This window comes from uncultured Massilia sp. (genome assembly GCF_913773735.1).
GTDB lineage: Bacteria > Pseudomonadota > Gammaproteobacteria > Burkholderiales > Burkholderiaceae_D > Telluria.
This window is the reverse complement of record NZ_CAJYEB010000023.1, coordinates 373037-396821: the sequence shown is the minus strand read 5'-3', so window position 1 is coordinate 396821 and position 23785 is coordinate 373037. Positions and strand designations below refer to the sequence as shown.

Genomic DNA, 23785 nt, shown 5'->3' with positions numbered 1-23785 from the left:
TTATTCGGCATCTTCGAAAGAAGTTAAACACAGCTTGCCACGGCTCTCCGCCACCGCGGCGGTGAACAGGCGCGCCTCGTCGAGCAGCACGTCGGCCCGGCCCACGTCGACCGGGATGACGTCGCCGACCTTCAGGTCGAACAGCGCGCCCAGCGTGATTTCCTTGCTGGCCAGGCGCCCTTCCAGCTTGACCTGCAGCTTCGCCGCCAGCGGCTCGGCGGGACCGCGCGCGCCGGGGCCGCGCGGCAGCTCGGGGCGCAGGCTGCCCAGGATCGCGGCCATCAACTGCTGGTCGGGCGCGATCCAGAACTGGCCGACCTGGTCCTCGGCGTTGCGCACTTGTATACGCACAGCCCAGGCGTTGGACGCCGGCGCCGGCGCGGCGGTCACGGCGGCGGCGGCCACCGGCCGCGGCGCCACCTCCATTCCCGTGCTGGCAGCGACGCGCGCATACAACAGATCGACAGTTTGTTGCGTCAATACGACGGTCAGTCGCTCTTCCGTCGCGGTGACCCGCTCCGTCTGGGGGTCTTTTTGCGTTGCGGATGCGCCACGGCCACCGTAGCGCCGCTCCAACAGTGTCAGCAGCAAACAACGTTCGAACACGACGCAAACCGATCCAAGTGCCCCATTGACAGCCATCCAGCGCAGGTTTTGCTCGCGCGGCACCCGCCCGAATTCCACGTTCTCGAGGCGCCATCCGGCCCAGTAACGGCGTGCGCTACCTTGCATTGCAGCATCCAGGTCGTCCTGCAGACGCCCGGCAAACTGGGGCAGCAGGTGCACGGGACGCCCCAGCAGCGTGGGGTCCAGCACCTGGTACTGCGGGTTATTGTCAGGGGTGGCGTTCGACATGGATCGATAAAAAAATGTTAATTGGTAATACTATTTTTTCATTCTTCTGGGAAACTATTATACCCGTTAAAGTGTGTCGGATCAGATGATATTCCTCTTTGAATTCGCGATTGCCCTACGGTAAGATGCGGGGACTGGCCCTTGAAAAACAAAAATTTACTGAGAGTGGTCAGAACGACAGCTGCTATTCTCGCCGGTTCCGCAGAAGAAACCAAGCGATGTCACGAAACTAACGATTTAACAATTGCTGCAATTAAAGTGAATTGCGGCAACATTTGTCACCAGTAATTCATTGACAATTTTAAGTAATTGTTACGATACGCCAACCTCACGCATGGGAGTCCAACAACGATGGCAACTGAACTTGCCGGCCTGATCCAGGCTGACCTGGCCGCGCTGACCAACGAGGCGAGCCGCCTCGCCGTCATGCCGGCAATGGATGCCGGCCAGCTTGTGCAAGGCAACAACAACGGCAATGCCTCGTTCACGCAAAGCATGAAGGATGCACTGGCCAGTGTCGACAACGAACAGCGCGTCGCCGGCGAAAAGATGGCGGCCGTCGACAGCGGCAAGAGCGACGACCTGGTCGGCGCGATGCTGTCCTCGCAGCAGGCCAGCCTGTCGTTCCAGATGCTGATGCAGGTCCGTAACAAGGTGATGGGCGCCGTCGACGAGCTGCTCAAGCTCCCGGTGTGACAGGAACGAACGTGATCGCTACCCTCAAGAATACCTTCGCCGGCAAGCGCCTGGCCCTGCCGGCCTCGCTGTCGAAGAACCTGACCCCGATGCTGGTGCTGGCCATCGGCATCACCGCGGCCGTCATGCTGTACATGTGGAACGACCAGGCGGGCTACAAGCCGGTGTTCGGCGCGCGCGAGAAGGTCGCCGCCAGCGACATGATGAGCGTGCTCGAGGCCGAGCACGTCCCTTACCGCGTGCATCCCGAGTCCGGCCAGGTGCTGGTCCCCGCGTCCCAGCTGGGCAAGGTGCGCATGCTGCTGGCCGCCAAGGGCGTCACCGCGCAGCTGCCGGCCGGCCTGGAGCTGATGGACAAGAACGACCCGCTGGGCGTGTCGCAGTTCGTGCAGGACGTGCGCTTCCGCCGCGGCCTCGAAGGCGAGCTGGCGCAGTCGATCCTGACGATGGACGCGATCGCCTCGGCGCGCGTGCACCTGGCGATCGCCAAGTCGAGCTCCTTCGTCGCCGCCGACGGCGACAAGTCCTCGGCCTCGGTGGTGATCGCGACCAAGCCGGGCAAGAGCCTGTCGAACGAGCAGATCGCGGCGATCGTCAACCTGGTCTCGGGCAGCGTCGCCAGCCTGGCGCCGGCGCGCGTGTCGCTGGTCGACCAGAACGGCAACTACCTATCCTCGCGCGTGGACCTGGCCGACGGCTTCGACGGCGCCGCCCAGGGCGATACCGCCGCCAAGCGCTTCCAGGACGAGGTGCGCGGCAACGTCAACGAGCTGCTCGGCCCCGTGCTCGGCGCCGACAACTTCAAGGTCAGCGTGACGGCCGACGTCGACAACGACAAGGTCGAGGAGACCCAGGAAAAATACGGCGAAGCCCCGAAGGTCACCAGCGAAGCGATGCGCGAGGAGATGGAGAAGAACCGCATGGCGCTGGGCGTGCCGGGCACGCTGTCGAACCGCCCGCCGGTGCCGGCCAACCCGCCGGCCGATCCGAACGCGCCGGCCGATCCGAACGCCGCCAAGCCGGACGACGGCAGCGCGCGCAAGAACGCCACCACCCGCCAGTACGCCTACGACCGCGCCATCACCCAGATCAAGCGCTCGCGCGGCCGCCTCAAGAAGCTGTCGGTCGCCGTGGTGCTGAACAATGCCAAGGCGGGCAATGCCAAGACCGGCTGGACCCCGGCCGAGATCGCGAACATCGACAAGATCCTGCGCGGCGGCCTGGGCATCGACGCGGCGCGCGGCGACGTGCTGGCCGTGTCCTCGCTGAACTTCCCGGCGCCGGTCGCGGCCGAGCCGTGGTGGCAGGAACGCGACAACGTGGTCGACATGACCGGCTGGGCGATGTACGCGCTGGGCGCCCTGCTGGGCTGGTTCCTGGTGCTGCGTCCGCTGATGAAGCTGCTGACGCAGCGCCTGGCCCCGGCCCCGCTGGCCACGATCCCGGCCACCGGCGCGCCGGCCCTGGCGGGCGCCGGCGCCACCGCGGCCGCGGGCAATGCCGCGGCGCTGGCCGCGCCGGCCGGCGCCGGCGCCACCCCGGCGCTGGCGGGGGCGGCGGCGGCCCTGCCGGGCACGCCGGCCGCGGCGGGTGGCCTGGCGATGCCGGGCACCATGCCGGTCCAGCCGCTGCTGGAAAACTACGATTTGCCCCCGGCCGGTTCGGCCGTGGACGTGATGGTCGACCACCTGAAGGTATTGGCCGGCAAGGAGCCGGAGCGGGTGGCGGAAGTGGTCAAACAATGGGTGCAGAAGAAAAATGGCGGATCTGAACAATAACGACGAGCAGGAAGTGGTCTTGACCCCGGTCGAACAGGCCGCGATCGTGCTGCTGTCCATCGGCGAGGAGCCCGCGGCCGCCGTGCTGCGCTGCCTCGAGCGCGAAGAGCTGATCGAGCTGACCCAGGTGATGAGCCGGATGAGCGGCATCAAGGTCGATGCCGTCAAGACCTCGATCCAGAAGTTCTTCGACGACTACCGCCAGCAGAGCGGCCTGCACGGCGCCTCGCGCAGCTACCTCAAGCGCTCGCTCGACCTCGCGCTGGGCAACGACATCGCCAACAGCGTGCTGAACACGATCTACGGCGACGCCATCCGGCCGATGATGGCGCGCCTGCAGTACGCGTCGCCGAAGTGGCTGGCCGAGTACATCGCCGCCGAGCACGTGCAGATGCAGGCCGTGTTCCTGGCCTTCCTGCCGCCCAGCCTGGCCGGCCAGATCATCGACGCCCTGCCGGAGGACGGCCGCGAGCTGGTGCTGCTGAACCTGGCGCGCCTGGAAGAGATCGACCGCGACCTGCTGCGCGAGCTGGAAGAGCTGGTGCAGCGCTGCCTGTCGGCGCTCGACACCCAGAGCACCGCCGTCGAAGGCGTGCGCCAGGCCGCCGAGATCCTGAACCGCCTGCCGAACAACCGCGCCGGCATGGTCGAGCTGCTGCGCGCCCACGATCCGGACGTCGTGTCCAAGATCGAGATGTCGATGTACGACTTCTTCATCCTGTCGCGCCAGACCGAGCAGGTCGTCACGCGCCTGCTCGACGAGATCCCGCTGGAGCAGTGGGCCATCGCCCTCAAGGGCGCCGAGCCGCTGCTGCGCGACGCCATCCTCGGCGCCATGCCGAAGCGCCAGGCGCAGAGCTTCGAGGACCTGATGCGCCGTTCCGGCCCCGTGCCGATGTCGCGCATCGAGCAGACCCGCCGCGAGATCATGGCGTCGGTCAAGGAGCTCGTCGACAACGGCGAGATCGAAGTCCAGCTGTTCGCCGAGGCCACCGCCGAATGAAGCAGTTCCGGCCCTACCACTTCCCGCCGCTGGCCCAGTTCTCGGCCGCGCCCGGCAAGAGCGCGCCCTCGCCCACCGCCCAGGAAGACTGGCAGGGGGCGGTGGCCGACGGCTACCGCCAGGGCCAGCGCGACGGCTACGACGCCGGCCTGGAACAGGGCCGCGCCGACGGCTACGACGCCGGCCATGCGGAAGGCGTCGAGCGCGGCGTCGCCGAGGCGCGCGCCCGCGCCCAGGCCGAGCTGGACAACCTGTCCAAGCCGGTCGACGCGCTGCTGCGCGCGCTCAAGAAGCTCAAGACCGAATACAAGAACGCCCAGCGCAACGAGGTCGTCGACCTGGTCGGCAAGATCGCGCGCCAGGTGATCCGCGCCGAACTGGCGCTGCAGCCGGTGCAGATGCTGAACCTGGTCGACGAGGCGCTGGCCGCGATGCCGCCCACGCGCGAGGACGTCGAGGTGCTGCTCAATCCGGAAGAACTCAAGCGCATCCAGGAACTCGATCCGAAGCGCGCCAAGAAGTGGAACCTGCTGCCCGACCCCAGCCTCGAGCCGGGCGAGTGCCGCGTCAAGGCCGGCGACCACGAAGTCGATGCCGGCTGCCAGGGCCGCCTCGCCGCCTGCATGGAACAGGTGCGCGACGGCCTGGCCGCCAGCGACGGGGAGGCCGAGTGAGCGCCCTCGCCGACACCCTGCGCTCGCTCGAGATCGGCGCGGTGCCGGTGGCCACGCCCACCGGGCGCCTGGTCGCGGTCCAGGGCCTGCTGCTCGAGAGCACCGGCTGCAAGCTGCACACGGGCCAGCGCTGCCGCGTCGAGACCGTCGACGGCGGCTGGCTCGACGCGCAGGCGGTGGGCTTTCGCGACAAGGTCACGTACCTGATGCCGTTCAAGAAGGCCGACAACCTCGCCACCGGCGCGCGCGTGCTGCCGGCCGGCCCGAGCGAGACCCGCATCGGCCCGGCCTGGATGGGCCGCATGGTGAACGGCCTGGGCGAACCGATCGACGACCTCGGCCCGCTGAAGGGCGACCATCCGCTGCCGAGCGCCCCGCCGCGCGTCAACCCGCTGCGCAAGACGCCGGTGGACGAGCCGCTGGACGTCGGCGTGCGCGCGATCAATGCCATGCTCACGATCGGCAAGGGCCAGCGCGTCGGCCTGATGGCCGGCTCCGGCGTCGGCAAGTCGGTGCTGCTGGGCCTGATCACGCGCCAGACCGTGGCCGACGTGATCGTGGTCGGCCTGATCGGCGAGCGCAACCGCGAGGTGCGCGAATTCGTCGAGCGCTCGCTCGGCCCGGAAGGCATGAAGCGCGCGGTCCTGGTGGTGGCGCCGGCCGACGAATCGCCCGTGATGCGGGTGATGGCGACCGAACTGTGCCACGCGGTGGCGGCGCACTTCCGCGACCGCGGCCAGAACGTGCTGCTGCTGTGCGATTCGCTGACCCGCTACGCGATGGCGCTGCGCGAGGTGGCGCTGTCGCTGGGCGAGCCGCCGGCCACGCGCGGCTACCCGCCGTCGGTGTTCTCGCACCTGCCGCAGCTGGTCGAATCGGCCGGCAACGGCGAAGGCGCCACCGGCAGCATGAGCGCCATCTACACGGTGCTGGCCGAGGGCGACGACCAGCAGGACCCGGTGGTGGACAGCGCGCGCGCCATCCTCGACGGGCACATCGTGCTGTCGCGCGAACTGGCCGAACGCGGCCACTACCCGGCCATCGACGTGGCCCAGTCGATCAGCCGCTGCATGGCCCAGGTGGTCACGCCCGAGCACGCGCTCGCCGCGCGCAAGCTGAAGGCGGCGATGGCCAGGCATGCGCGCGTGCGCGACCTGATCCCGCTGGGCGCCTACCAGCCCGGCGCCGACCCGGAAACCGACCGCGCCGTGAAGCTGCATCCGCACATCGAGGCCTTCCTGTGCCAGGGCACGCGCGAGGACGCCCCGTTCGCCCCCTGCATCGACCAACTGAAGGCGCTGATGGCATGAGCAAGGCAGATACGATCCGCAGCCTGGGCACGCTGGTGCGCCTGCGCGGCACCGAAGTCGAGCGCCTGCAGGCCGACCTGGCGAAGCAGGAGGCGGTGCGCGCGCGCTACGCCAGCAGCGTCGCCACGCTGGTCGCGCTGGCCGAGGGCAGCGGTCCGTCCGGCGCGCAGACGACCGGCCAGGCGGGCGCGCGGCCGCTGTCGCCGGCGCTGGCGCTCAACTGCGGCGACTACAAGCAGGCCGTGTTCGCGCTGGCGGACACCCACCGCACCGACCTGCATTTGCACGAGGCGAACATGGCGGTCTCGCAGCGCAAGCTGGAACAGGCGTGGACGCGGCGCGAACTGCTGGGCAAGGTGCTCGAGCGGCACGAGGACGCGTTCGCGCGCGAGCAGGAACGCGGCCAGCGCAAGCGCGAGGACGACGTCGCCACGCAATCGTGGCTGGCCGGCCGCGCCGGCTGAGCCGGACGGCAATCAGAGAACAAGGACAAGGAGTACACATGGCAAGCGCAATCACCGCACCGACCTACGATCCCACCACCACCGCGAGCGCGCTGGCGGACAAGACCGTGTCGGGCATGGACAGCAAGATCAAGGCCCAGCAGACCGCGACCGCCGCGACCGCCAAGGCCCTGCAGACGCTGAGCTCGGCGATCTCGGCGTTCCAGTCCTCGCTGGCCTCGCTGACCGGCGTCGGCAAGACGCTGCTCGCCTCCAGCGCCACCCTGTCCGACGGCACGATCGCCACGGCCAGCGCCAAGGCCCAGGCCGCGGCCGGCTCCTACAGCGTGTTCGTCAAGCAGGTCGCCAGCGTCGGCCAGGTGTCGTACGACGGCGTGGCCGCCGACACCGCCGTCCCGGGCGGCAAGCTGACCGTGCGCCTGGCCGACGAGAGCGGCAATCCGGATGCGCCCGCCCCGGTCACCTTCGACGTCGACCTGGCGACGGCCGCCGATACCGACAAGGACGGCAAGCTGAGCGTGCGCGAACTGGCCGCCGCCATCAACCAGTCCCCCGACAACAAGGGCCAGGTCTCGGCCGGCATCGTCACCATCGGCGGCCAGGCGCGCCTGGTGCTGACCTCGAAGAACACCGGCGCGGCCAACACGATCTCGCTGGACACCGCCGGCCTGAGCGACGCCACGCTGGCCGACAGCCTGGCCACGCGCACCATGGTGTCGGAGGCGAAGGACGCGATCGTCATGTTCGGCGGCGAGGGCGGCACCGCGATCCAGCAGTCGTCGAACACGTTCACCAACATCGACGGCGTCTCGCTGACGGTCACGCGCGCCCAGTCCAGCGGCGCGACCCCGCTCACCATCACCGTGGGCGAGGACGGCGGCACCACCGCCAAGAACGTGCAGGCGTTCATCGACGCCTACAACAAGCTCAAGTCCACCGTCGACGGGCTGGTGTCGTCCGGCGATCCGGCCGCCGGCACCGCGGCCGGCGCCTTCGCCCACGACTCCGGCGTGCTGGCGCTGCAGAGCCGCCTGGTATCGGTGCTGCGCCCGGTCGGCAGTGCCTCGCTGGCCAGCTACGGCGTCACCGCCGGCCGCGACGGCACGCTGAGCCTGGATTCGGATCGCCTGTCCAGGCAGCTGGCGGTCGATCCGGAAGGCCTGCAGAAGATGATCGGCACGGCCGCCACCAGCGCCCCCAGCGGCATGGCCGGCTCGCTGAACACCTACCTGAACATCTGGAGCAACGGCACCAACGGCCAGCTCAAGACGCGCACCGACGCCAATACCAAGGCGCAGGCGTCGACCACCGACCTGAGCACCAAGCGCGACGAGATGTGGAATTCCGCCTATGCGCGCTACCTGAAGCAGTACACCGACCTGCAGAACCTGCAGGCGACCATGAACCACAACCTGACCCTGTTCGACTCGCTGTTCGGCAGCGACAAATCCTGAGAGAACACCCATGTCCTATCAAGAAGCCTACAGCAGCTACCACGCGACCAGCCTGGACGCGCAGACGTCGCGCGCCTCGCCGATCGAACTGGTGCTGCTGCTTACCGACGGCCTGCTCGACGAGCTGGCCCGCGCCCGCGCCCACATCGTGGCCAAGCGCTACGAGCAGCGCGCCACCAGCATCAACAAGTGCGTCGACATCATCAACGGCCTGTCCAGCTCGCTCGACTTCGAGAGCGGCGGCCAGGTGGTCGGCAACCTGGCCAACCTGTACGAGTTCTGCGCCAACCACCTGCACGGCGCCGGCATCAAGCAGGACCCGGCGATGATCGACGAGGTCGTGAAGGTGATGACGTCGATCCGCGCCGGCTGGGCCGGCGTCCAGGCGCGCAATGGATAAAGCGCGCGCGGGGGACGGGGACGGCGCGCGCCGCGCGCGCCTGCTGGCCATCGGCGATGCGCTGCAGGCCGCGGCCGCCGCCGCCGACTGGGACCGGCTGGGCGAGCTCGCGCGCGCCCTGGCCCCCACCCTGCGCGCGCTGGCCGCGCGCGGCCCCTGGAGCGCGGCCGAAGGCGTCGCCCTGCAGCGCCTGCGCGGCCAGCACGACGCGGCCGCGCAGGCGCTCGGCGTGGCCACCGATGCCCTCGGCGCCCGCCTGGAAGCGATGTACGCGAACAAGGAAGGCTGGCTCGCCTACGCGACGCACAACGAAACCGACTCCGGCGCAAGCCCCCAATGACCATGATGCTCACTACCGCAAGTTCGACCACGCCGGCACCGGCGACGCCGGTCCTGCCCGGCGCCGCTCCGGCGCCCGGCGCCGACGCCGCCACCGCCACCGCCGCGCCGGGCGCGCCCGCGCCGGCCGCCCAGCCGTTCGCCCAATGGCTCGGGCAACAGCGCGACGGCGCCGCGCAGGCGCTGCAGGCGGCCCTGGCCGGCGCCGCGCCCGACGCCGCCCCGGCGCCCTTGGCGGGTGCGCCGGCGAACACCCCGGACGCGGCCGCCGCCACGGCCCAGGCGCCGCTGGCCGGCCCGGCCGGACCGGCGTCGACCACCGGCGCCGCGGCCGGTACCGATAGCGATGCCGATGGCGACACCGACGCCGCGTCCGCGCCGGCGCCGGACGGCGCCCTGCTGGCCGCCATGGCGATGCCGCTGATGCCGCTGTCGCCGGCCCAGGTCGCGCAGGCGCTGCAGGCCCTCCAGGGCGCGCAAGGGCAGTCCGGCGACGCGTCCGCGCGCGCGGACGACGGCGTATCCGCTGCCACGTCCGCCAGCACGGCCGCCAGCACATCCGCCACGACGTCCGCCAGCGCGTCGGCTTCCTCGTCGGCGGCGGTCGCCGCCGCCCAGGACGGCGCGCGCCGCCTGGCCGCCGCGCTGCCGCAGGCGCTGTCGCTCGCCGACCGGGCCACGGCCCAGGCGGCCGCCCAGTCGGCCGCCGCCGCTGTCGGCGCCGCACCTGCACCCGCGCCGGCACCCGCCTCCGCTCCGGCGCCGGCATCCCCCGCCCCTGCGGCGCCGGCCGCCGCGCCGGGCGCGCAGCAGGACGGCGCCGCGCGCCTGGCGGTGCGCGCCGACGCCGGCAATGCCGGCAATGCGGCCCGCGACGGCGATGCCGGCGGCCAGGCTGGCGCCCAGCCGTCCGCGCCGGCCGTGCCCCAGGTCGCGGGTGCCGCGCCGGCCCAGCCGGCCGGCGCGCCGCCGGCCGACACGGTCAAGCTGGCCGGTCCGCCGACGGCGTGGCGCCAGAGCCTGCACGAAGCGCTGGGCGAACGCCTCAACGTGCAGGTGGGCCGCAACGTCGAACAGGCCGTGATCCGCCTCGATCCGCCGCAGCTGGGCCGCATCGACATCGCGATCCGCCACAGCGCCGGCACGCTCGAGGTGAACATCTCGGCCAGCAATGGCGAGGTGCTGCGCCAGCTGCAGGCCGTCGGCGACAGCCTGCGCAACGACCTGGCGCAGCGCCAGTACAGCGAGGTCGCGGTGACGGTGACGCCGACGCCGAAGAACGGCGCCGCCCCGTTCGGCGATCCGCAGCAGCAGGGTCGCGGGCGCCAGCAGGAACGCGAGCAGGACGACGCGGCGCCGGGACGCGCGCTGGCCGAAGCCGGCAACCCGGGCGCCTTGTTTTCCCTCGGCGGCCGCGATTGAATCCCGGGCTCGACGAGCCCAAGCGAGTGACAGTGAGTTAGAACGATGAACAGCAAAGTCAAAATGATCGTCGCCATCGCCGGCGCCGTGGTCGTCAGCGCCGCCGCTGCCGGCGGCGCCGTGTGGTGGTTCATGCCGAAGCCCGCGGCCGCCGCCGGCGCGGAGAACAAGAAGGCCGAGGCCGAGAAGCCGAAGGAAGGCAAGCCGCTGAAATACGTCACGCTGGAAAAGGTGATCGTGATGCTGCGCCGCGATGCCGACGGCGCCGATACCCACTACCTGTCGACCGACCTGGTGCTGTCCACCGAGGCGTCCAAGGAAAAGGAAACCAAGGAAAACCTGCCGCTGCTGCGCAGCCTGGCGGTCAGCACGCTGTCGACCTACACGATGGCGGATGCGTCGAAGATGACGGTGAAGGAATATGCCGAGAACCTGAACAAGGCCTTCGACGAGAACTACGAAGAATCCCATACCGAAAAGCCGTTCGTGCAAGTCATGATCGGCAAGCTGATCATCGAATGACGACGTCCCACAGCGGAGAATGACGTGGCCTACATGAGCGACTACGCCGACAGCTACGCCGGCAGCGAATATGCCGACGCCGCCATGCACGCGGCCATGGGCGAGAAGGAGGAGCAGCGCCACCTGCTCGCCTATGCGCCCCTGGTCAAGCGCATCGCGCGCCAGCTCGGCTCGCAGGTTTCGGGAGCGATGGGCCGCGAGGACATGGAGCAGATCGGGCTGATGGGCCTGCTCGAAGCGCTGCGCCGCTACGGCGTGCCCGATGCCGGCTTCGCCAGCTACGCCTCGCTGCGCGTGCGCGGTGCCATCCTCGACGAGCTGCGCCGCCAGGACTGGCGTCCGCGCGCCGTGCGCCAGGAAAGCCACAAGATGCGCGACGCCGTGCGCGCGCTGACGCGGCGCCTGGGGCGCGAGCCGAACGACAAGGAAGCGGCCGAGGCGCTCGGCCTGTCGCAGGACGAGTGGCGCCAGTTCCTGCTCGACGACGTGGCCGAGGAGTTGCTGAGCTTTGACGACGTGCTGCAGGAAGCCACCGAGCAGCAGCACAGCACGCCGGGTCCGGAACAGCAGTTCCTGGTGCGGCGCAGCCTCGAACAGGCGCTGTGCGCGCTCAACGAGAAGGAGCAGCGCGTGATCCAGATGATCTACGAGTTCGAGCTCAGCTACAAGGAAATCGCCGCGGTGCTAGACCTGTCCGACGCCCGCGTCTGCCAGCTCAACAAGAGCGCGCTGGCCAAGATGAAAGCGGCGCTGGCCCAGGCCTGAACCCGCAAGACAAGAAAGGTAATAATCATGCAAATCCTTGGCATCCTGATCGTCCTGGGCGCCGTGTTCGGCGGCTACCTGCTGATGGGGGGCGCGGTCCTCGCCATCTGGCAGCCCAACGAACTCATCGTCATCTGCGGCGCCGCCCTGGGCGCGCTGGTGCTGGCCAATCCCAAGCACGTGCTGGTCGAGATGATGGGCCAGATGAAGAAGATCGTCGGCAAGCACAAGCACGACTCGGAATTCCAGCGCCAGTTGCTGCTCCTGATGTACGAGCTGCTGCAGACCGCGGCCGGCGGCCTGAAGGCGCTCGACGCCCACGTCGAGGCGCCCAAGGAAAGCCCGATGTTCCAGCGCTACCCGCTGATCCTGGAAGAGCCGAAGCTGCTGGCCTTCATCGTCGACAACTTCCGCCTGATGGCGATGGGCAAGATCAACGCCCACGAGCTGGAAGGCGTGCTGGAACAGGAACTGGAAGCCATCCACGAGGAGCTGTCGCAGCCCGCCAAGTCGCTGCACAAGGTAGCCGAAGGCATGCCGGGCTTCGGCATCCTGGCCGCGGTGCTGGGCATCGTGATCACCATGAACTCGGTCGGCGAAGGCGCCGACACCGCCGAGATCGCGGAACACATCGGCGCGGCGATGGTCGGCACCTTCATCGGCATCTTCTTCTGCTATGGCGTGCTCGATCCGATCTCCGGCATGATGAAGCAGCTGGTCAATTCCGAAGCCTCGACGATGGAAACGGTGAAGGTCGTACTGGTCACCCACGTGGCCGGCAAGCCGCCGCTGCTGGCGATCGACGCCGGCCGCCGCCTGATCCAGCTGAACACCAAGCCCAGCTTCGCCCAGCTGGAAGCCTGGATCAATGCGATGGCCGACGGCGACGATGCCGGCGCGGCCAAGCGCAAGGCCTAAGCGGAGCATCCCGTGCAAGCGAACAAGAAAGGCGCCGACAAGCACCACGAAGCGACCATCGTCAAGCGTGGCGGCGGCAAGCACCACGACGACGAACACGGCGGCGCCTGGAAGGTGGCGTTCGCCGACTTCTGCATGGCGCTGATGGCCCTGTTCCTGGTGCTGTGGCTGATCGCCTCGCGCGACGCGGCCCAGGCCAAGAAGATCGTGCGCGACAACATGGCCAGCGGCCTGATCGAAGGCACGGGCGGCCGTCCCGAACTCACCAGCAACCCGAGCGGCAGCCTGATCGAACGGTTCCAGCTACCCAGGAGTAATGGCGGTTCGACCGGCCCGAACGCCGGCGCCCAGCAGACCGTGCGCACCCGCTACGAATCGCCGTCGGAGCTGGCGGCGCTGGCCCATGCGCTGGAAAAGCTGAGCGCCGACGCCGGCCTGTCGTCGAACCTGGCCGCCGTGGTCACGCCGAACGGCCTGCGCGTGATGTTGCACGACACCGACCGCCAGGGCATGTTCGTGCGCGGCAGCCCGCTGCCGACCGACCGTTTCGCCAAACTGTTGCGCGCCATGGCCCCATTGTTCGAAAAAATGGAAAATCAGATGTTGATTGTGGGCCATACCGATTCCTTGCAGTACACTTATAAAGGTCCGAACGGTTACTCCAACTGGAGCCTGTCGGCCAACCGCGCGCTGGCCGCGCGCGGCGAGCTGCTGAGCGGCGGCATGCGCAGCGAAAGCGTGCTGCAGCTGGTCGGCATGGCCGACCAGGCGCCGCTCGACGCCAGCAAGCCGGATGCCGCCATCAACCGCCGCATCGAACTCCTGATCCTGACCAGGGCCCAGGCCGCCAGCGTGACGGCCATGTTCGGCACCCCGCAGGAGGGCGAATCCCTGAGCAAGGACGTGACCGTGTCCAAGCCCGGCGGGGAAGCGATGCAGGAGCTGCGCAGCCAACTGGCGGACAAACCATGACGATCCAATCGAAATCCAGAGGACCACGCATGAAGATCACCAGCGTCTCCACGCCTTCCATCCAGATCAACCCGCAAACCGGCGCCGCCGCCCAGGCGCCGGCACCGGCCGCCGCCGAGGCGACGCTGGAATCGGCCGTGCTGCAGCCGGCCCGGGCCGCGCTGCGCGCCCTGCCCGACTTCGACGCCGCCCGCGTGGCCGAACTGCGCGACGCGCTGGCCAAGGGCGAGCTGCCGTTCGATGCCGGCCGCCTCGCCGGCCTGATCCAGCGCTTCCACGGCAACGGCAAGGTGTGACGGCATGACGGCTGCGCGCATGACCCGCGACCAGGCGGTCGCCCGCCTGCTGGACGGCATCCAGGACGACCTCGGCGCCTGCGGCGCCATCCGCGCGCTGCTCGAACGCCAGTTCGAGGCCGCGCTGCGCCACCGCGGCGCCGAGCTGGCCGCACTGGCCGGGCAGCTCATGCCCGAGCTCGACGCGATGGAACAGCGCCGGGTCCAGCGCGTGCAGCTGGTGCGCGCCCTGCTCGGCCCGGAGGCGACGATGGACGACCTGTTCCCGAAGCTGGACGCGCCGCGCCGCGCCGCCGCCAGCGGCGCCTGGCGCCAGCTCGAGGAACTGGTACGCGACTGCAAGGACGCCACCAGCCGCAACGGCAACCTGATGGCCGAACAATATTCGACCATGCAGCGCCTGCTGCACGGCGAGGACCAGACCTATGCGCCACGCTGAGTTTTCCGCGATCCCCGCGCTGGCGGCGACCGCTCCCACGCGCGCCACGGCGCCGCTGGCCAACGGTGGCGCCGGCATGTCCGGCTTCGCCGGCCTGTTCGGCGACGTGCAGGGCGAGGTGGCCGATTTCATCCAGAACGGCGGCGGCGGCTTCGCGACGGCCGCCACCCTGACGCCGGAAGGCCAGGTGTGGGCCGCGCGCAGCCAGGAAGCGGCGGCCGCCGCCGGCATCGTCGGCGACGCCGATGCCGCGCCCGACCAGCAGGCCTTCCTCGACAGCATCGCCCCGTGGGCGCGGGAAGCGGCCGCGCGGCTGGGCGTGGCGCCGGAACTGGTGTCCGCCCACGCGGCGCTGGAATCGGGCTGGGGCCAGCGCCCGCTGCGCAATGCCGACGGCAGCTCGACCAACAACCTGTTCGGCATCAAGGCGGGCGCGTCGTGGAACGGCAACGTGGCCGAATCGGGCACCACCGAATACGTCGGCGGCGCCGCGCTCAAGACGAGCGCGCGCTTCCGCTCCTATCCGGACCAGGCCAGCGCCTTCCGCGACTATGCGCAGATGCTGATCGACAATCCGCGCTTTCGCGGCGCGCTCGGTACGGGCAGCGACGCGCGCGCCTTCGCCGGCGCACTGGCCAGGGGCGGCTATGCCACCGATCCGGCCTACGCGGCCAAGCTGGCGCGGCTGGCGGGCAAGCTGCAGGGCATCAGCGGTTGACCGGCATGTCCAACGGTTCGACGGTCCCGGCACCGGTCACGCGCATGCGCACCACCTGGCCGCTGGCGGCATTGCGCACGCGCACCGCGGCGCCCTTCGCGCCGGCGTCGAGCGCCTCGCCGGCCATGCTGATCTCGACGCCGTCGCGGCGCGCGACCATCGTCACGGCATCGCCGCGCTTGACCAGGACCGGGCTGGCGAGCTGGCCGCTGCGCAAGATGTCTCCTGGGCGCAACATGCGACGCGACATTTGTCCGACCGCATCTTCGGGCGTCGTGATCGGATCGGCAACGTTCGACACGTCGCGCCGCTCCAGCGCGACTTGCGCATCGGTCAACGGTTCGCCGGCCGCGACCGGCGCCGCGGCGATCGCCACCATCGCCGTCACGCGGGCACGCACGATGTATTCGAAGCGCCAGCCCGGCGTGTCGGGACAGCGCGCCAGGAAGCGCATCCGCTGGGGAGAACGGGTGTCGAGGACCTCGATGCCGACGTTCTGGGCGCATGGCGGCGCGGCCCGCGTGGTCACGACGGCGACGTCGAACTGGGGTTCGGTCAGGCCGGAAGCCGCCATTTGCCTGTCCAGTTCGGCGCGCGCGGCTTGTTCGATCTGCACCGCCAGCGGCTGTTGCGCGGCCTGCGCGGGGACCGGAAACAGGGCTGGAAACAGCGCAAATGCCGAAACGACAAGGGTTGCCTTACAGAAAGCAGTCATTAGAGAATAGCGGCTGAAAAGCCAGATTCTAACCAATTCATTGCCGCGGGGCGACGCAGTCCCGCGATCCACACGACGGAGGTTCCGCACATGACGATCAATTTCAAGGACGCGCTGGGGGTGCACGCCGACACGCTCGCCTTGCGTGCCGAGCGCACCAGGGTGCTGGCGACCAACATCGCCAACGAAAGCACGCCGGGCTTCACGGCGCGCGACGTCGATTTCGGCGCCATGCTGCAGGAACGCATCGATAGCGACAATGGCGCACCGACGCTGGGCGAAGGCGAGCCGCTGTATCGCGTCCCGTTCCACCCGAGCGCCGACGGCAACACCGTCGAGATCGGCGTCGAGCAGGCCGCGTTCTCGCAGAACGCCTCGGACTTCCAGACCAGCCTGACCTTCGTCAACATGCAGATCCGTGGCCTCGCCAAGGCGATCAACGGCCAATAACCAGGACACCAGGAACCGACATGGGCTTCAAGGACATTTCCCAGATCGCCGGCTCGGCGATGGCGGCGCAGACCGTGCGCCTGAACACGATCGCCAGCAACCTGGCCAACGCCGATTCCGCGGCCGGCTCGGAAGCCGAAGCCTATCGCGCGCGCAAGCCGGTGTTTTCCACCGTCATGGGCAGCCAGGCCGGCGGCGCCGTGCAGATCCTCGACGTGGTGCAGAGCGCCGAGCCGCTGCGCCGCGCCCACGAGCCGGACAATCCGAAGGCCGATGCCGACGGCATGGTCTATTACACCAACGTCAACGAAGTCGCCGAGATGGCCGACATGATGTCGGCCTCGCGCGCGTTCGAGACCAACGTCGAGGTGCTGGGCCGCATCAAGTCGATGCAGCAGTCGCTGCTCAAGCTGGGAGAAAGCTGATCATGGCCGTCACCAACCAGACCACCGGCACCCAGTACAACGGCACCGGCACCGGCACCGACAAGGTGGCCACCCAGGCGTCGACCGACCCCAACCGCGACATGTTCACCAAGCTGCTGGTGGCCCAGATCCAGAACCAGGATCCGCTGTCGCCGCAGGACCCGACCCAGTTCGTCAACCAGCTGTCGCAGCTGTCGCAGACCGAGGCGCTGCAGAACCTGGCCTCGCTCACCAGCGCCAACGCCAGCGTGCTGGCCAGCCTGCAGACGCTGGCCCTGGGCGGCCAGGTCGGCAGCGACGTGACCGTGCAGACGGATACCGTCAAGCTGGACGGCAACAAGGTCACCGGCAACGTCAACCTGAGCGGCATCAGCGCCGGCACCACGCTGGTCCTGACCGGCGGCGACGGCCGCGAGACCACGATCGACCTGGGCGCGCATGCGGCCGGCGGCCAGTCGTTCACGATCGACCCGGACGCTCTCGGCCTGGCCCCGGGCACCTACAAGATCGCCGCCCGGCCGTCCGACGGCAGCGCCCCGGCGATCGAGGTGACGGCGCGCCTGAACAGCGTGCGCGTCGGCGGCACCGGCGTCGTGCTGCAGGTCGCGGGCCTGGGCGACGTCGATCCCTCGTACGTCACGGGTTTCAACGGCAAGACGGGTTCCTGACGGGACCTCCATCCTCTACCGCATTACAGATTTTAAGGAATCGACATGAGCTTCGACATCGCACTGTCCGGCATCCAGGCCATCAACGAGCAGCTGAACACCGTCTCCAACAACATCGCCAACGCGGCGACCTACGGCTTCAAGAGCAGCCGCGCCAACTTCTCGTCGGTGTACGCCGGCACCCGCGCGAACGGCGTAGAGATCGGCTCGGTCACCCAGACGATCAGCCAGAACGGCAGCAACGTCACCACCGGCCGCGGCCTCGACGCCGCCATCAACGGCCGCGGCTTCTTCATCAGCCGCGACGTGCAGGGCGGCACGAGCTACAGCCGCGTCGGCATCTTCGCGGCCGACACCACCGGCTACCTGATCGACAGCAACGGCAAGCGCGTGCAGGGCTACGGCCCGTCCAACGGCGGCGCGCTGGGCGCGATGGGCGACATCCAGATCCCGACCGGCCAGATCCCTGCCGTGGCGACCGAAAACATCGACTACGTCGGCAACCTGTCGGCCGACTGGAAGGTGCCGGGCACGACCACCGATGCCGAAGGCAAGGAGATCGTCGTGCCCGTCGAGTTCGATCCGGCCAACAGCAAGAGCTACAACATGGTCAAGCAGTCGATCGTGTACGACTCGCTGGGCACCCAGCATACGCTGTCGGCCTACTACATCGCCGATGGCGAAGGCTCGGTCGACGTCAAGTATTCGTTCGACGGCGCCGACGCGACCGATGGCGACAAGCTGACGTTCGACACCAACGGCAAGCTGGCCGCGGACACCAAGCCGTTCGCCATCAAGTACACCGGCACCAACGGCGCGGCCGACGGCGAATTCACGATCGACTACACCGGCACCACCCGCCTGGCCGGCACGGCCACCACCACCACCAACCGCAGCGACGGCTACGCCTCGGGCGCCTTCGTCGGCGTCGAGATGGCGGCCGACGGCTCGCTGGTGGCCAAGTACAGCAACGACCAGTCGCAGGTGGTGGGCACCATCGCCATCGCCACCTTCGCCAACGAAGGCGCGCTGACCGCGACCAGCGACACGTCCTGGACCGCCAACGCCAGCTCCGGCGATGCCCTGTACAACACCCCGGGCGTGGGCCTGGCCGGCAAGCTGAGCACCGGTTCGCTGGAAGGCTCGAACGTCGACATCACCTCGGAACTGGTCGGCCTGATGACCTCGCAGCGCAACTACCAGGCCAACTCGAAGGTGCTGTCGACCGAGAGCCAGATGATGCAGTCGCTGATGCAGGCGATGTGAGCCTGAGCCACGATGGATAAACTGATCTTCACGGCGGCCTCGGGCGCCGAGCGCCTGATGCGCGCCCAGCAGGTGCACGCCAACAACCTGGCCAACCTGGACACCGCGGGCTTTCGCGCCAGCATGGAAACCTCCGGCAACGTCGAGCTGGGCGGCTTCGGCTACGACGACCGCCACCTGGCGACGATCCAGGCCGACACCATCGCGACCCGTGCCGGCAGCGTGCGCGAGACCGGCCGCCCGCTCGACGTGGCGATCGGCGGCCAGGGCTACCTCGCCGTGCAGTACGGCGACGGCGAGGCCTATACCCGCTCGGGCGAGATCGCGATCGGCGCCGACGGCGCGCTGTCCGTGCACGGCCGGCCGCTGCTCGGCGAAGGCGGTCCCATCGTCCTGCCGCAGCACACCGCGGTGGAGATCGGCACCGACGGCACCATCTCGGTGCTGACCGACGGCGCGGTCCAGATGCAGGTGGTCGACAAGCTGCGCCTGGTGAATGCCGAAGGCGCGCAGCTGACCAAGAACGAGGCCGGCCTGCTGGTGTCGCGCGACGGCGCCGACCTGGCGCCGGACCCGAACGTGACCGTGCGCCCGCGCGCCCTCGAGGGCAGCAATGTCTCGGCGGTCGAGGAAATGGTCGCCACCATGAGCCTGAACCGCAGCTTCGAGATCCAGATGAAGCTGTTCCAGGCCAGCGACAAGATGAACGAGGCGGGCAACCGCCTCATCGGCGGCGCGTGAGCGCCTCCCCACCGCATAGAGAACGAGAGAGAACCCCATGAATCCAGCAATGTGGATCAGCAAGACCGGCGTGCAGGCGCAGGACGCGAAGCTGCAGGCCATCGCCAACAACCTGGCCAACGTGAACACGGTCGGCTTCAAGCGCGACCGCGTCGTGTTCGAGGACCTGTTCTACCAGGTCGACAAGCAGCCGGGCGCCCAGACCGCCGACAACACGGTCACCAACGGCGTCCAGCTGGGCAACGGCACGCACATCGTCGGCACCCAGAAGGTCTTCACCAACGGCAGCCTGCAGACCACCAGCCAGCCGCTCGACGTCGCCATCTCCGGCAACGGCTTCCTGCAGGTGCGCCGCCCGGACGGCCAGCCGGCCTATACCCGCGCCGGCCAGCTGCAGGTCGACCAGAACGGCATCCTGGTGAACGCCCAGGGCCTGCCGCTGGTGCCCCAGATCACCGTGCCGAACAACGCCACCGGCCTGACCATCGGCGAGAACGGCATGGTCAGCGCCACCATCCCGGGCCAGCTGGCCCCGGCCGAGCTGGGCCAGCTGACGCTGACCACCTTCGTCAACCCGGCCGGCCTGCAGGCGCTGGGCGAGAACCTGTTCCAGGAAACCGCCGCCAGCGGCAACCCGAACGAGGGCCAGCCCGGCACCGCCGCCTTCGGCAAGCTCAAGCAGGGCGCGCTGGAAGGCTCGAACGTCCAGGTCGTGGAAGAGATGGTCGACATGATCGCGGCCCAGCGCACCTACGAGATGAACACCAAGGTGCTGTCGGCCGCCGACAACATGCTGCAGTACCTGTCGCAGGCGGCGCGCTGATCATGACACGCCTCGCCATCGCCGCCCTGCTGGCGGCCGCGACGCTGCTGGCCGGCTGCGCCTCGCGCGTGCCGCTGAACGCCGCGCCCGCCGCCGACCCGTTCGACCTGCCGCAGGCGCAGGCGGTGCGGCGCGGCACGGCGGGCGGCGTGTTCAGCGCCGACACCGTGTCGCTGACATCGGACGCGCGCGCGTTCCGCACCGGCGACGTGGTCACCGTCATCCTGCAGGAGACCACCCAGGCCAGCAAGAAGGCCGGCACCAGCTTCAGCAAGGGTTCCAGCGTCGGCGTCGACCCGATCGGCGTGCTCGGCAAGACCTTCGGCAAGACCGGCATCGACATCAGCGCCGACCGCAGCTTCGCGGGCGACTCCACCAGCACCCAGCAGAACGCGCTCAGCGGCGCGGTCACCGTGATCGTGCAGGAAGTGATGCCGAACGGCCTGCTGCGCGTGGCCGGCGAAAAGCGCCTGCAGCTGAACCAGGGCGAGGAATTCCTGCGCCTGAAGGGCTACCTGCGCGCCGCCGACATCGACAGCAACAACCAGGTGTCGTCGCTGCGCGTGGCCAATGCCCGCATCGCCTATTCCGGCCAGGGCACGCTGGCCGAGGCCAATTCGCCCGGCTGGCTGACCCGCTTCTTCACCGGCCCCCTGATGCCGTTCTGAGGACGACATGATCCATCCATTCCGCATCGCCGCCCTCGCCTTCGCCGCGGCCTTCACGCTGTCGGCGAACGCCGCGCCCGCCGCCGTCAAACCGGCCACCGCCGCGGCCGCCGCCGAGGCGCTGCCCATGACCCGCACCCAGCCGCTGCGCAACATCGCCAGCGTCGAAGGCGTGCGCGAGAACCCGCTGGTCGGCTACGGCCTCGTCGTGGGCCTGAACGGCAGCGGCGACTCCACCCAGGTGAAGTATTCGAGCCAGTCGGTGGTCAACCTGCTCAAGCAGTTCGGCGTCAAGATGCCGGACGGCGAGGACGCCAAGAACAAGAACGTCGCGGCCGTCATGGTCTCGGCCGTGTTCCCGCCCGGCTACCGCCGCGGCCAGGCGATCGACGTCACCGTGTCGTCGCTGGGCGACGCCAAGAGCCTGCGCGGCGGCACCCTGCTGCTGACCCAGCTGCGCGCGGCCGACAACGAGGTCTATGCGCTGGCCCAGGGCAACCTGGTGGTCGGCGGCCTGTCGGCGTCCGGCAAGAGCGGTTCGTCCGTCACCGTCAACACCCCGACCGGCGGCCGCATCCCGAACGGCGCCATGATCGAGCGCGAGATCGCGACCGACTTCGCGACCCGCCCGCAGGTGCTGCTGCGCCTGCGCCACCCGAACTTCGACACCGCGACCAACGTCGTGGAGGCGATCAACCGCCGCTACGGCCAGGTCGCCACGACCGCCGACGGCACCAGCGTCGAGGTGGTCGCGCCGACCAATCCGACCGAGCGCGTGGCCTTCGTCGCGAAACTGGAAGGCATGCCGATCGCCGTGGGCGAAGAAACCCCGAAGGTCGTGTTCAACTCGCGCACCGGCACCGTGGTGATCTCCGACGGCCTGCGCGTGCGCTCGGCCGCCGTCACCCACGGCGCGCTCAAGGTGGTGATCTCGGAAAGCTCGGCCGTCAGCCAGCCGGGTCCGCTGTCGCGCGGCCAGACCGCCGTGACGCCGCAGTCGAAGGTCTCGGTGCAGGAAGGCTCGGGCCAGATGTTCCACTGGCCGCCGGGCGCGCGCCTGCAGACCATCATCGACGTGGTCAACAGCCTGGGCGCCTCGCCCGACGACATCATGGCGATCCTGCAGGCCCTCGACCAGGCCGGCGCGATCGAAGGCGAACTGGTGGTGATCTGATGGACAAGCTACATCCCCTGGCGGCGTCCGCCGCCCCTGCCGAGGGCGCCGATGCGCCGGTGGCGCCCGCCGCCGACGTGCGCGCCGATCCGGCCTACGTGGCCAAGGCCACCAAGGCGGCCGTCGAGTTCGAGAGCTTCTTCATTTCGCACATGCTGCACCAGATGCGCGAGAGCACGCGCACGCTGGCGCCCGAGGACAGCCCGACCCGCAACAAGGTGAACCAGGACATGACGGACATGGTGGACAACATGCTGGCAGGTAATCTTGCCGGCCAGCGTGCCTTCGGCATCGCCGACGCGATTTTGAAGCAGTTGTTGCCTGCCGCGCTTAACAAGATGCCATAAACGGTCGCCTGTACCGAGAAGGGGGCGGTGGCATGCGCCCCGGCGGGCCGTGCGGCCGGCCGGCGCCTCCCGACTGATCCAATGAAAGAGAACGGCACATGAGCATCCTGAACAATGCGCTTTCCGGCGCGACCGCAGCGCAGATCGCGCTGGCGGCCAGCAGCCAGAACATCGCCAACCTGCAGACCAAGGGCTATACGCGCCAGTCGGCGCTGCTGAGCGCCCTCGGCCCGGCCCAGGGCAGCGCCAACCAGTCCGGCAACGGCGTCCAGGTGACCTCCCTGCTCCGCTTCTCCGACGGCTACAAGTCGCAGCAGCTGTGGCGCGCCGCCTCCGACCTCGGCGCCTATTCGCAGACCCAGCCCTACCTGACCCAGATCGAGCAGGTGATGGGCGACGACGAATCGAACCTGTCGAACGGCGTCGACCAGTTCTTCGCCGCGCTCAACGCCGTGGCCGGCGTCGACCCGACCTCGACCCCGCTGCGCCAGCAGGTGGTGGCGGCCGCGGGCCTGATGTCGCAGCGCTTCAACAGCCTGAACAACGTGTTCAACGCCCAGCTGCAATCGATCCGCCAGCAGCGCGGCGCCATCGTCGACGAAGCCAATGGCGATATCGCGGCGATCGCCGCGCTCAACGGCCAGATCGCCAACGCGCATGCCTCCGGCGCCAACACCTCGGCCCTGATCGACGCGCGCGACCAGGCGATCGACAGCCTGGCCGGCAAGATGGCGCTGGAAGTCACCGACCAGCCGGACGGCAGCCGCAACGTCTCGCTCAAGAACGGCCAGTCGCTGGTGCTCGGCAGCGTGGGCGGCAAGCTCGCCGTCGACGGTGGCCTCGAGCAGACGTTCAGCCTGACCTTCGCCGGCACCACGTTCCAGCTCGACCCGACCGGCGCCGGCGGCGAACTCGGCGGCCTGTCGACCTACCTGCGCGACACGCTGGAACCGCTGCGCCAGGGCGTGGCCGAACTGGCCGAGCAGCTCGCCACCAAGGTCAACGACCAGCTGGCCCAGGGCACGACCATGGACGGCAATCCCGGCAAGCCGCTGTTCGTCTACAACCCGGGCAATCCCTCGAACATGCTGCAGGTCGCGGACGGCTTCCAGACCGGCGACCTGGCCTTCTCGGGCGACGGCAAGCCGGGCGACACCGGCAACCTGCAGAAGCTGGTGGCACTGAAGAACGAGAAGATCACGCTGACCCGCGTCGGCGACGTGCTGATCGCCGACGCCGACACCCAGCTGGTGGGCAAGCTCGCGGTCGACAGCCAGCAGAACAAGGGCGCCCTGAACACCGCGCAGACCGTGCGCGACCAGTCGGTGGCCGACTGGCAGTCGACCAGCGGCGTCAACGAAGACGAAGAAGCGGTCAACCTGGTCGAATACCAGAAAATGTACCAGGCCAACCTGAAAGTGATTTCGGTGGCGAACGCGCTGTTCGACGCCACGCTGGCCATGATGGGTTAAGGAAGACAAGC

At 69.1% G+C, this 23785-nt stretch carries 29 protein-coding genes; 27 read left to right on the top strand and 2 right to left on the bottom strand.

The genetic code is table 11. The features are described from left to right. Positions 1–855, bottom strand: coding sequence for a flagellar motor switch protein FliM (locus tag QZ749_RS11435; RefSeq protein ID WP_296946715.1), 855 nt, complete (start codon positions 853–855; stop codon positions 1–3). A gap of 351 nt (positions 856–1206) precedes the next feature. Here QZ749_RS11435 and QZ749_RS11430 point away from each other — a divergent pair, with 351 nt between their 5' ends. From QZ749_RS11430 to QZ749_RS11350, 17 genes are read left to right on the top strand one after another with little or no spacing between them, the layout of a single operon-like run. Next, positions 1207–1551, top strand: a complete 345-nt coding sequence (locus QZ749_RS11430; protein WP_296946714.1) for a flagellar hook-basal body complex protein FliE — start codon at positions 1207–1209, stop codon at positions 1549–1551. 11 nt (positions 1552–1562) lie between these two features. Beyond that, positions 1563–3329, top strand: coding sequence for a flagellar basal-body MS-ring/collar protein FliF (gene fliF, locus QZ749_RS11425; RefSeq protein WP_373896816.1), 1767 nt, complete (start codon positions 1563–1565; stop codon positions 3327–3329). After that, positions 3310–4332 carry a flagellar motor switch protein FliG gene (locus QZ749_RS11420; RefSeq protein ID WP_296946711.1) on the top strand — a complete coding sequence of 341 codons (1023 nt, stop codon included), beginning with the start codon at positions 3310–3312 and terminating at the stop codon, positions 4330–4332. Before fliF ends, QZ749_RS11420 begins: the two co-directional genes overlap by 20 nt. Next, positions 4329–5006 (top strand): flagellar assembly protein FliH, encoded by a 678-nt coding sequence (gene fliH, locus QZ749_RS11415; protein ID WP_296946709.1) that lies wholly within the window; start codon positions 4329–4331, stop codon positions 5004–5006. Before QZ749_RS11420 ends, fliH begins: the two co-directional genes overlap by 4 nt. Continuing rightward, positions 5003–6316 carry a flagellar protein export ATPase FliI gene (gene fliI, locus QZ749_RS11410; RefSeq protein WP_296946705.1) on the top strand — a complete coding sequence of 438 codons (1314 nt, stop codon included), beginning with the start codon at positions 5003–5005 and terminating at the stop codon, positions 6314–6316. Before fliH ends, fliI begins: the two co-directional genes overlap by 4 nt. Next, on the top strand, positions 6313–6780 hold the full coding sequence (locus QZ749_RS11405) for a flagellar export protein FliJ (protein WP_296946704.1): 468 nt from the start codon (positions 6313–6315) through the stop codon (positions 6778–6780). Before fliI ends, QZ749_RS11405 begins: the two co-directional genes overlap by 4 nt. A gap of 38 nt (positions 6781–6818) precedes the next feature. Next, on the top strand, positions 6819–8234 hold the full coding sequence (gene fliD / locus QZ749_RS11400) for a flagellar filament capping protein FliD (protein WP_296946701.1): 1416 nt from the start codon (positions 6819–6821) through the stop codon (positions 8232–8234). A gap of 10 nt (positions 8235–8244) precedes the next feature. Continuing rightward, complete coding sequence (gene fliS, locus QZ749_RS11395) at positions 8245–8634, top strand: flagellar export chaperone FliS (protein ID WP_296946699.1); 390 nt, start codon at positions 8245–8247, stop codon at positions 8632–8634. Next, a complete protein-coding gene (locus tag QZ749_RS11390) occupies positions 8627–8974 on the top strand; it encodes a hypothetical protein (protein ID WP_296946697.1) in 348 nt (115 codons plus the stop codon). Before fliS ends, QZ749_RS11390 begins: the two co-directional genes overlap by 8 nt. 2 nt (positions 8975–8976) lie before the next feature. Then, positions 8977–10395 (top strand): flagellar hook-length control protein FliK, encoded by a 1419-nt coding sequence (locus QZ749_RS11385; RefSeq protein WP_296946695.1) that lies wholly within the window; start codon positions 8977–8979, stop codon positions 10393–10395. Between the two features lie 45 nt (positions 10396–10440). After that, positions 10441–10917: a flagellar basal body-associated protein FliL gene (gene fliL / locus QZ749_RS11380; RefSeq protein WP_296946692.1), complete on the top strand. Its 477-nt coding sequence runs from the start codon at positions 10441–10443 to the stop codon at positions 10915–10917. 24 nt (positions 10918–10941) lie between these two features. Further along, a complete protein-coding gene (locus tag QZ749_RS11375) occupies positions 10942–11682 on the top strand; it encodes a FliA/WhiG family RNA polymerase sigma factor (RefSeq protein WP_373896815.1) in 741 nt (246 codons plus the stop codon). Between the two features lie 24 nt (positions 11683–11706). After that, positions 11707–12600, top strand: coding sequence for a flagellar motor stator protein MotA (motA, locus tag QZ749_RS11370; protein WP_296947158.1), 894 nt, complete (start codon positions 11707–11709; stop codon positions 12598–12600). 12 nt (positions 12601–12612) lie between these two features. Further along, entirely contained in the window at positions 12613–13572 is a 960-nt protein-coding gene (locus QZ749_RS11365) for a flagellar motor protein MotB (RefSeq protein WP_296946687.1), read from the top strand. 29 nt (positions 13573–13601) lie between these two features. Then, the gene (gene flgM / locus QZ749_RS11360) at positions 13602–13868 is read left to right on the top strand and encodes a flagellar biosynthesis anti-sigma factor FlgM (protein WP_296946684.1); all 267 of its coding nucleotides are present in this window, start codon (positions 13602–13604) and stop codon (positions 13866–13868) included. Positions 13869–13872: 4 nt separating this feature from the next. Continuing rightward, positions 13873–14307 carry a flagellar export chaperone FlgN gene (gene flgN, locus QZ749_RS11355; RefSeq protein WP_296946682.1) on the top strand — a complete coding sequence of 145 codons (435 nt, stop codon included), beginning with the start codon at positions 13873–13875 and terminating at the stop codon, positions 14305–14307. Then, positions 14294–15025, top strand: coding sequence for a glycoside hydrolase family 73 protein (locus QZ749_RS11350; protein ID WP_296946680.1), 732 nt, complete (start codon positions 14294–14296; stop codon positions 15023–15025). The genes flgN and QZ749_RS11350 overlap by 14 nt, the downstream gene beginning before the upstream one ends. On the opposite strand, the gene flgA is transcribed toward QZ749_RS11350, so the two are convergent. Next, positions 15015–15776, bottom strand: coding sequence for a flagellar basal body P-ring formation chaperone FlgA (gene flgA / locus QZ749_RS11345; RefSeq protein WP_296946677.1), 762 nt, complete (start codon positions 15774–15776; stop codon positions 15015–15017). The genes QZ749_RS11350 and flgA overlap by 11 nt on opposite strands. Before the next feature lie 54 nt (positions 15777–15830). Here flgA and flgB point away from each other — a divergent pair, with 54 nt between their 5' ends. From flgB to flgK, 10 genes are all read left to right on the top strand, one after another. After that, positions 15831–16190 carry a flagellar basal body rod protein FlgB gene (flgB, locus tag QZ749_RS11340; RefSeq protein WP_296946675.1) on the top strand — a complete coding sequence of 120 codons (360 nt, stop codon included), beginning with the start codon at positions 15831–15833 and terminating at the stop codon, positions 16188–16190. A 20-nt stretch (positions 16191–16210) separates the two neighbouring features. Beyond that, complete coding sequence (gene flgC / locus QZ749_RS11335; RefSeq protein ID WP_296946672.1) at positions 16211–16615, top strand: flagellar basal body rod protein FlgC; 405 nt, start codon at positions 16211–16213, stop codon at positions 16613–16615. A gap of 2 nt (positions 16616–16617) precedes the next feature. Beyond that, positions 16618–17283, top strand: a complete 666-nt coding sequence (locus QZ749_RS11330; RefSeq protein WP_296946670.1) for a flagellar hook capping FlgD N-terminal domain-containing protein — start codon at positions 16618–16620, stop codon at positions 17281–17283. A gap of 45 nt (positions 17284–17328) precedes the next feature. Next, complete coding sequence (locus QZ749_RS11325; RefSeq protein WP_296946668.1) at positions 17329–18549, top strand: flagellar hook protein FlgE; 1221 nt, start codon at positions 17329–17331, stop codon at positions 18547–18549. Positions 18550–18561: 12 nt separating this feature from the next. After that, positions 18562–19290 (top strand): flagellar basal body rod protein FlgF, encoded by a 729-nt coding sequence (locus QZ749_RS11320; RefSeq protein WP_296946666.1) that lies wholly within the window; start codon positions 18562–18564, stop codon positions 19288–19290. A gap of 37 nt (positions 19291–19327) precedes the next feature. After that, a complete protein-coding gene (gene flgG, locus QZ749_RS11315) occupies positions 19328–20113 on the top strand; it encodes a flagellar basal-body rod protein FlgG (protein WP_296946664.1) in 786 nt (261 codons plus the stop codon). Positions 20114–20115: 2 nt separating this feature from the next. Beyond that, entirely contained in the window at positions 20116–20781 is a 666-nt protein-coding gene (gene flgH / locus QZ749_RS11310) for a flagellar basal body L-ring protein FlgH (RefSeq protein WP_296946662.1), read from the top strand. 7 nt (positions 20782–20788) lie between these two features. Beyond that, positions 20789–21955, top strand: coding sequence for a flagellar basal body P-ring protein FlgI (locus QZ749_RS11305; protein ID WP_373896814.1), 1167 nt, complete (start codon positions 20789–20791; stop codon positions 21953–21955). Continuing rightward, the gene (locus tag QZ749_RS11300) at positions 21955–22302 is read left to right on the top strand and encodes a rod-binding protein (RefSeq protein ID WP_296946659.1); all 348 of its coding nucleotides are present in this window, start codon (positions 21955–21957) and stop codon (positions 22300–22302) included. Before QZ749_RS11305 ends, QZ749_RS11300 begins: the two co-directional genes overlap by 1 nt. A gap of 98 nt (positions 22303–22400) precedes the next feature. Beyond that, entirely contained in the window at positions 22401–23774 is a 1374-nt protein-coding gene (gene flgK, locus QZ749_RS11295) for a flagellar hook-associated protein FlgK (protein WP_296946657.1), read from the top strand. The last annotated feature ends 11 nt before the right edge of the window (positions 23775–23785 follow it).

What these genes read in the sequence shown, in the direction of transcription:
- QZ749_RS11435 (WP_296946715.1), bottom strand. Translation starts at nt 855, where the DNA reads ATGTCGAACGCCACCCCTGACAATAACCCGCAGTACCAGGTGCTGGAC.
- QZ749_RS11430 (WP_296946714.1), top strand. Translation starts at nt 1,207, where the DNA reads ATGGCAACTGAACTTGCCGGCCTGATCCAGGCTGACCTGGCCGCGCTG.
- QZ749_RS11420 (WP_296946711.1), top strand. Translation starts at nt 3,310, where the DNA reads ATGGCGGATCTGAACAATAACGACGAGCAGGAAGTGGTCTTGACCCCG.
- fliH (WP_296946709.1), top strand. Translation starts at nt 4,329, where the DNA reads ATGAAGCAGTTCCGGCCCTACCACTTCCCGCCGCTGGCCCAGTTCTCG.
- QZ749_RS11405 (WP_296946704.1), top strand. Translation starts at nt 6,313, where the DNA reads ATGAGCAAGGCAGATACGATCCGCAGCCTGGGCACGCTGGTGCGCCTG.
- fliD (WP_296946701.1), top strand. Translation starts at nt 6,819, where the DNA reads ATGGCAAGCGCAATCACCGCACCGACCTACGATCCCACCACCACCGCG.
- fliS (WP_296946699.1), top strand. Translation starts at nt 8,245, where the DNA reads ATGTCCTATCAAGAAGCCTACAGCAGCTACCACGCGACCAGCCTGGAC.
- QZ749_RS11390 (WP_296946697.1), top strand. Translation starts at nt 8,627, where the DNA reads ATGGATAAAGCGCGCGCGGGGGACGGGGACGGCGCGCGCCGCGCGCGC.
- QZ749_RS11385 (WP_296946695.1), top strand. Translation starts at nt 8,977, where the DNA reads ATGATGCTCACTACCGCAAGTTCGACCACGCCGGCACCGGCGACGCCG.
- fliL (WP_296946692.1), top strand. Translation starts at nt 10,441, where the DNA reads ATGAACAGCAAAGTCAAAATGATCGTCGCCATCGCCGGCGCCGTGGTC.
- flgM (WP_296946684.1), top strand. Translation starts at nt 13,602, where the DNA reads ATGAAGATCACCAGCGTCTCCACGCCTTCCATCCAGATCAACCCGCAA.
- flgN (WP_296946682.1), top strand. Translation starts at nt 13,873, where the DNA reads ATGACGGCTGCGCGCATGACCCGCGACCAGGCGGTCGCCCGCCTGCTG.
- QZ749_RS11350 (WP_296946680.1), top strand. Translation starts at nt 14,294, where the DNA reads ATGCGCCACGCTGAGTTTTCCGCGATCCCCGCGCTGGCGGCGACCGCT.
- flgB (WP_296946675.1), top strand. Translation starts at nt 15,831, where the DNA reads ATGACGATCAATTTCAAGGACGCGCTGGGGGTGCACGCCGACACGCTC.
- flgC (WP_296946672.1), top strand. Translation starts at nt 16,211, where the DNA reads ATGGGCTTCAAGGACATTTCCCAGATCGCCGGCTCGGCGATGGCGGCG.
- QZ749_RS11330 (WP_296946670.1), top strand. Translation starts at nt 16,618, where the DNA reads ATGGCCGTCACCAACCAGACCACCGGCACCCAGTACAACGGCACCGGC.
- QZ749_RS11325 (WP_296946668.1), top strand. Translation starts at nt 17,329, where the DNA reads ATGAGCTTCGACATCGCACTGTCCGGCATCCAGGCCATCAACGAGCAG.
- QZ749_RS11320 (WP_296946666.1), top strand. Translation starts at nt 18,562, where the DNA reads ATGGATAAACTGATCTTCACGGCGGCCTCGGGCGCCGAGCGCCTGATG.
- flgG (WP_296946664.1), top strand. Translation starts at nt 19,328, where the DNA reads ATGAATCCAGCAATGTGGATCAGCAAGACCGGCGTGCAGGCGCAGGAC.
- flgH (WP_296946662.1), top strand. Translation starts at nt 20,116, where the DNA reads ATGACACGCCTCGCCATCGCCGCCCTGCTGGCGGCCGCGACGCTGCTG.
- QZ749_RS11305 (WP_373896814.1), top strand. Translation starts at nt 20,789, where the DNA reads ATGATCCATCCATTCCGCATCGCCGCCCTCGCCTTCGCCGCGGCCTTC.
- QZ749_RS11300 (WP_296946659.1), top strand. Translation starts at nt 21,955, where the DNA reads ATGGACAAGCTACATCCCCTGGCGGCGTCCGCCGCCCCTGCCGAGGGC.
- flgK (WP_296946657.1), top strand. Translation starts at nt 22,401, where the DNA reads ATGAGCATCCTGAACAATGCGCTTTCCGGCGCGACCGCAGCGCAGATC.